The organism is Pedobacter sp. N36a (genome assembly GCF_014472395.1).
In the GTDB taxonomy this organism is placed as follows: Bacteria; Bacteroidota; Bacteroidia; order Sphingobacteriales; family Sphingobacteriaceae; genus Pedobacter.
The window spans coordinates 1-1882 of sequence record NZ_JACSZW010000034.1 but is presented as its reverse complement, the minus strand read 5'-3'; the positions used below and the strand labels follow the sequence as shown (position 1 = coordinate 1882).

Below are 1882 nucleotides of genomic sequence, written 5' to 3'. Positions count from 1 at the left end.
CCTATGTGAGCTCGGCTCCTGCGGCAGGTACCACTTATGATCCGCTAACGGGACTCTGGAACATTGGTACAATGATCAATGCTTCTACTGCAACCTTAACCATTACCGCTAAGGTCAATGCAACAGGGATTTATGCCAATACCGCATCCATTACCGGAACAGAAAATGATCCGACTCCAGGTAACAACACCCCGACTTCTACTCCGGTTCCAACACCAACAACAGACAGGTCTCTGACTAAAACTGTTGATGTTACCAACCCTGCGGTAGGCAGTAACGTGGTATTTACCCTGGTAGCCACCAATAATGGTCCTAGTGATGGTACCGGTATTACCGTGACCGATCTGCTTCCATCAGGTTATACCTATGTGAGTTCTACTCCTGCGGCAGGTACCACTTATGACCCGCTAACAGGACTCTGGAATATTGGCACAATGATCAATGCTGCTACTGCAACCTTAACCATTACCGCTAAGGTCAATGCAACAGGCATTTATGCCAATACGGCATCCATTACCGGAACAGAAAATGATCCGACTCCGGGTAACAACACCCCGACTTCTACTCCGGTTCCAACACCAACAACAGACAGGTCTCTGACTAAAACTGTTGACAATGCGACACCGGCGGTAGGCAGTAACGTGGTATTTACCCTGGTAGCCACCAATAATGGCCCTAGTGATGGTACCAGTATTACCGTCACCGATCTGCTTCCATCAGGTTATACCTATGTGAGCTCGGCTCCTGCGGCAGGTACCACTTATGATCCGCTAACCGGACTCTGGAACATTGGCACAATGATCAATGCTTCTACTGCAACCTTAACCATTACCGCTAAGGTCAATGCAACAGGCATTTACGTCAATACCGCAACGATTACCGGAACAGAAAATGATCCGACTCCAGGTAACAACACCCCGACTTCTACTCCGGTTCCAACACCAACGACAGACAGGTCTCTGACTAAAACTGTTGACAATGCGACACCGGCGGTAGGCAGTAACGTGGTATTTACCCTGGTAGCCAACAATAATGGTCCTAGTGATGGTTCCGGTATTACCGTCACCGATCTGCTTCCATCAGGTTATACCTATGTGAGCTCGGCTCCTGCGGCAGGTACCACTTATGACCCGCTAACAGGACTCTGGAACATTGGTGCCTTAGCTAATACCGGAACTTCAACCATGACCATTACCGCCACGGTAAACGCAACAGGCATTTATGCCAATACTGCTAGTATTACCGGTACGGAAAATGATCCGACACCAGGTAACAACACCTCGACTTCTACGCCGGTTCCAACACCAACAACAGACATGTCTCTGACTAAAACTGTTGACAATGCGACACCGGCGGTAGGCAGTAACGTGGTATTTACCCTGGCAACCACCAATAATGGGCCTAGTGATGGTACCGGTATTACCGTCACCGATCTGCTTCCATCAGGTTATACCTATGTGAGCTCGGCTCCTGCGGCAGGTACCACTTATGACCCGCTAACAGGACTCTGGAACATTGGCACAATGATCAATGCTGCTACTGCAACCTTAACCATTACCGCTAAGGTTAAGGCAACAGGGATTTATGCCAATACCGCATCCATTACCGGAACAGAAAATGATCCGACTCCAGGTAACAACACCCCGACTTCTACGCCGGTTCCAACACCAACAACAGACAGGTCTCTGACTAAAACTGTTGACAATGCGACACCGGCGGTAGGCAGTAACGTGGTATTTACCCTGGCAACCACCAATAATGGTCCTAGTGATGGTACCGGTATTACCGTGACCGATCTGCTTCCATCAGGTTATACCTATGTGAGTTCTACTCCGCCAGCAGGTACCACTTATGACCCGCTAACAGGACTCTGGAACATTGG

Annotated in this window: 1 protein-coding gene; it reads left to right on the top strand. The window is 49.1% G+C overall.

The features are described from left to right. Positions 1–1882: DUF11 domain-containing protein (locus tag H9X96_RS22365; protein ID WP_187668419.1), on the top strand; the 1882-nt coding region annotated here is incomplete at both ends.